Genomic DNA, 4959 nt, shown 5'->3' with positions numbered 1-4959 from the left:
CCGAAAGTCCTGCTGATGGATGAACCGTTCGGTGCGCTTGATGCGCTCACCCGCGCGCACCTGCAGGATGAATTGCTGAAGATCGTCGCCAAGACGAATTCGACAGTGGTGATGGTGACGCACGATGTCGATGAAGCGGTGCTGCTGTCCGACCGTATCGTGATGATGACGAACGGGCCGGCAGCCACCATCGGCGATATCGTGAATGTCAGGCTCGAACGGCCGCGAGACAGGGTGGCGCTGGCGCAGGACCCGTTGTATGTGGAGTACCGGAGGTCGGTGCTGGAGTTCCTGTATCACCGCCAGGCGAATCCGGCGGTGTTGAAGGAGGCGGCCTAGTAGTTGGCTCGGGCCAAACTATAAACGGGTTGGCAGGCATTGGCGGAAAGGCACCTTCTCCCTTGCGGGGGGAAGCGGGGCCGACGGATTGCGCTTACAAGCGCGATCCTCTTGGTTGGGATGGGGCGGCCCGCGCAGGGGTAGTGGGGTCGAGCATTTGCATGCGATAGCTCGACCTCACGATCAACTCCCGCTCGAATCACCCTACCACGATCAAATATAACAACAGCAAATTCATCACAATCGACATCACCGCCACCGCGCGCCACAGCGACAAAGGGTCACGCTTTGCCAATGGTGTCGCCGGCAGCCCTGGCAGCGGATTCGCCGCACCCCGTTCCAGCGCCAGCAGAAATTCCTCCGCCGTCTCGAATCGATCCGACGGGTCGCGCGCCACAGCCTTCAGCACCACGTTTTCCAGCCATACCGGCACGTCCGGCCGGTATCTGCTCGGCGGTACCGGATCGCCGAATCGCGGGTTCTGGAATGGTTCGATCTCGCCATACGGATAGCGCCTGGTGAGCATTAGGTATAGCGTCACGCCGGCCGCATAAACATCGGTCTGCGGCGACGGCGGCTCATGCGCGAATTGTTCCGGTGCGAGGAAGGAAGGCGTGCCGGCCTGAGGCGCTTCCAGCACATTCTCCGCCTCCAGTCCGGAATGCGCCACGCCCAAGTCCAGCAGGCGCAACTCGCCGTCGATGCCGAGATGCACATTGGCCGGTTTGATATCGCGATGGATGATGCTGCGACGATGCAAGGCACCCACCGCCCGTACCAGCTTTTCACCATGCGCGATCACTTCCGGCACGGTGAAATGCGCCCCTTCGTCCAGCCGCTGCTGCACGGTGTAGCCGTCGTGCCATGTGGTCAGGTAATACAGGAAGTTCTTTTGCTCCGGCGCGATGACCTGCGGGAAGAAACGCGCAACCACCCTTTTTGCGAGCCATTCCTCATGAGCGAAGGCGGATCGCTCGCGTGGGTCGTCCGCTGCTTCCGGCTGCAGGGTTTTCAGCGCCATCCTGCGTTGGGTACGGGGATCAACCACCCGGTAGAGCAGGGTGGCCCGCGACGAATGCACCAGCGCTTCGACCTCCATGCCGTCGATGGACTGGCCCGTTCGCAACTTCGGCAACGCCGGCAACTGCTGCGACAGAGACAACGCGTCCCGCAGGTTTTCCTCCGGCAGCCCGAGAACCTGGAGCACCAGTGCGCTGCTGTTGTCGGTGGAACCGCCTGCCTGCGCCGTCTCCACCATCGCGGCGGCGGCGCTATCCGCATCCAGGCGTCCAAGCGCTACTTCCGACAGGAGGCTGGTGATGTCGTATTCGGTCATCCATGCCCACACGCCATCCGATGCAAGCAGGAATACATCGCGTTCGCGCAGTTCTCCCATGCCGTGATCGATCGCCAGCCGCGAGTCGAGGCCGATAGCCCGCGTCAGCACGTGCTGCATCTCGGGTCTGTCCCATACGTGATCGGTGGTAAGGCGGGTCAGGGCGCCGCCGCGCAACAGGTACAGCCGTGTGTCGCCGACATGGGAAAAATAGTAGAAGCCGCCCCGCAGCACCACCGAGGTCAGCGTGGTTGCCATGCCGGCCAGTTCGCGCCGCGCCGATCCCTGTTTTTGCACCCAGCCGTTGATCGCCTTGATCACGCGGTCGAGCGCCTGGGTCACCGGCCAGGTGTCCGGAGTTGCATAGTAGTCGGCAAGCAGGCCTCGCACGGTGTATTCCGCCGCCTCACGGCCGCCGTCGTTGCCCGACACGCCGTCGGCAATCGCGGCAATCAGGCCCTTGGTGGACAGTTCCGGCTGGTCCGGCGTGACCATGCCGACGAAATCCTCGTTGCGTTCGCGGGGGCCGGCGAGCGTGGCGTGGCCCGCGGCAATGGTAAGTGGCATGGAGAGACTTCTTGTGGTCGATGACAACCGATTTTATCTCTCCGGATCTAAATTTTTGCGGATGTCATCGCCGCGCTGCCCCACGTGGTGCGCCAGCGTCCCTTCACGGCCGACAAACCAAGCAGGGCCGCGACCGCCAGTGATGCAAACAAAACAAGTCCGAGCTGATAGTTGCCGGTGAGCTGTTTTGAATAGCCAAGGCTGGAAGCGAGATAGAAGCCGCCGATGCCGCCCGCCATCCCCACCAGGCCTGTCATCACGCCAATTTCCTTGCGGAAGCGTTGCGGCACCAGCTGGAACACGGCGCCATTGCCCGTACCCAATGCCAGCATGGCAAAAACAAACACGACGACGGCCGCTGCTGCCGACTGCAGACCAAAGCTTGCGATGAACAAAAATACGGCGGCAAGGACATACATTATCGATAAGGTTTTGATGCCGCCGATGCGGTCGGCGATGCGTCCGCCGAGTGGCCGAACCAGCGATCCCGCGAACACGCAGGCAGCGGTGAAGTAGCCGGCGGTGACCGGCGACAGTCCGTACTGGCTGTTGAAGTAGATCGTCAGCGACGAGGCCAGTCCCGAGAAGCCGCCGAAGGTGACGCTATAAAAGAACATGAACCACCACGCATCCTTGTCCTTCAGCACATGCAGGTACTCGACCAGTGATTTCGGCGGCGGTGCCGACGGCGCATCTTTCGCAAACACCATGTACACCAGCAGCGCGATTCCGAGCGGGATAAGGCAAAGGCCGAAGACGTTCTGCCAGCCGAATGCGATCGCCAGCGCGGGCGCGAACAGTGCGGCGAATGCCGTGCCGGAGTTGCCGGCGCCGGCGATACCCAGCGCGGTACCCTGGTGCTCGGGCGGATACCAGCGCGATGCCAGCGGCAAGGCAACGGCAAATGCCGCGCCGGCGACGCCGAGCAGCACGCCGAGGAACAACAGGCTTTGATAGCTCGCCAATTGACCGAGCCACGCCCAGGTGAGTCCGGCAATGACGACCACTTGCCCGATCAGGCCGGCTTTCTTCGGCTTGAGGTGATCGACCAGCACTCCCATCACGATGCGCAGCAACGCACCGGCCAGCAGCGGCGTAGCCACCATCAAGCCTTTCTGTGCCGGCGTCAGTCCGATATCAGTCGAGATCTGTACCGCGAGCGGTCCGAGGATCACCCAGACCATGAAGCTGAGATCGAAATAGAAGAATGAGGCCAGCAATGTCGGCGTGTGGCCGGCTTTCCAGAATGAGGTCTTTTGCATCCGATGCCTTCGATCCAAAATTGTGAATGTGATGAACGGGCCTGCACGATGCAAGTGCTATGCCATTCATTTTTCGTGCATACCGTAGCGTCTTCGCGGGCACGACATGCACCGCCATGTGGATTCCGCGGAATCGAACATCGAACATGCACCTGCGCGGTGCGGTTTGCGTCACATCATGGTGCTTATGTGCGACGCGGAGAACCTGCGATGAATGGCATCCCTCTTGCTTATAACGGCTTCGAGAATTGTTTAACGCTTCAATGGCGAAGCTGAAAGGTGAGGGAGCTTTAATGAAGAAGCTGAAATTGGTCATGGTGGGCAACGGCATGGCCGGCGTGCGCACGCTGGAGGAACTGCAAAAGATCGCTCCGGATATCTACGACATCACGGTATTCGGCGCCGAGCCGTATGCGAACTACAATCGCATCCTGCTTTCCCCGGTGCTCGCCGGCGAGCAGACCGTCAAGGACATCATGCTCAACGATGTCGACTGGTATGCGGAAAACAATATCCAGCTCCATCTCGGGAAGAAGATCGCGCGGATCGACCGCGTCAAGCGCATGGTGACCGCGGAGGACGGCACCACCGCCGAATACGACCGCCTGCTGCTGGCAACGGGCTCCAATCCCTTTATGCTGCCGGTGCCGGGCAAGGACCTGAAGGGCGTCATTTCCTACCGCGATATCCATGACACCAACGCGATGATCGACGCCGCGCAGGTGCATACCCATGCGGTCGTCATCGGCGGCGGCCTGCTCGGGCTGGAAGCGGCCAACGGCCTGAAGCTGCGCGGCATGGATGTCACCGTCGTGCACTTGCCCAACTGGCTGATGGAGCGGCAGCTCGATCCGGTCGCCGGCAAGATGCTGCAGAAATCGCTGGAAGACCGCGGCCTCAAATTTTTACTCGAGAAGAACACCAAGGAGCTGATCGGCGACGAAGACGGCCGGGTGAAGGCAATCCGTTTCACCGACGGGCTCGAAGTGCCGGCGCAACTGGTCGTGATGGCGGTCGGTATCCGGCCCAACACCACGCTGGCCGAATCGGCAGGGCTGTACTGCAACCGGGGCATCGTCGTCAATGACACGATGCAGACCTACGACCCGCGCATCTACGCCGTCGGCGAGTGCGTCAATCATCGCGGCACCGCTTACGGACTGGTCGCGCCGCTGTTCGAGATGGCCAAGGTATGTGCGAACCATCTGGCGAATTTCGGCATTGGCCGCTACCAGGGATCGGTCACGTCGACCAAGCTCAAAGTGACCGGCATCGACCTGTTCTCCGCCGGAGAATTCATGGGCGGAGAGGGCACGGAGGAAATCGTGCTGTCGGACCCGATAGGCGGCGTCTACAAGAAATTGGTTCTCAAGGAGGATAAGCTGGTGGGCGCATGCCTCTATGGCGACACGGTCGACGGCTCCTGGTATTTCCAGCTTCTGCGGGAGGCGAAAA

At 61.3% G+C, this 4959-nt stretch carries 3 protein-coding genes and 1 pseudogene; 2 read left to right on the top strand and 2 right to left on the bottom strand.

What is annotated here, in order from left to right; all coding sequences use genetic code 11:
- Window positions 1-339, top strand: a pseudogene (locus VGU61_RS02905) (ABC transporter ATP-binding protein); the annotation flags it as partial.
- A 199-nt stretch (window positions 340-538) separates the two neighbouring features.
- Here the strand turns inward: VGU61_RS02905 and VGU61_RS02900 are convergent.
- Together VGU61_RS02900 and VGU61_RS02895 are read right to left on the bottom strand one after the other, a co-directional pair.
- Window positions 539-2242, bottom strand: a complete 1704-nt coding sequence (locus VGU61_RS02900) for a bifunctional protein-serine/threonine kinase/phosphatase (protein WP_326857602.1) — start codon at window positions 2240-2242, stop codon at window positions 539-541.
- Between the two features lie 47 nt (window positions 2243-2289).
- On the bottom strand, window positions 2290-3504 hold the full coding sequence (locus VGU61_RS02895) for a nitrate/nitrite transporter (RefSeq protein ID WP_326857601.1): 1215 nt from the start codon (window positions 3502-3504) through the stop codon (window positions 2290-2292).
- Window positions 3505-3797: 293 nt separating this feature from the next.
- Between VGU61_RS02895 and VGU61_RS02890 the strand changes: the two genes are divergently transcribed.
- Window positions 3798-4959: NAD(P)/FAD-dependent oxidoreductase (locus tag VGU61_RS02890; protein WP_326857600.1), on the top strand; the 1162-nt coding region annotated here is incomplete at its 3' end.

This window comes from Noviherbaspirillum sp. (genome assembly GCF_035944575.1).
In the GTDB taxonomy this organism is placed as follows: domain Bacteria; phylum Pseudomonadota; class Gammaproteobacteria; order Burkholderiales; family Burkholderiaceae_D; genus Noviherbaspirillum.
The sequence above is the reverse complement of the archived record's forward strand: the minus strand, read 5'-3'. Positions and strand labels throughout refer to the sequence as shown.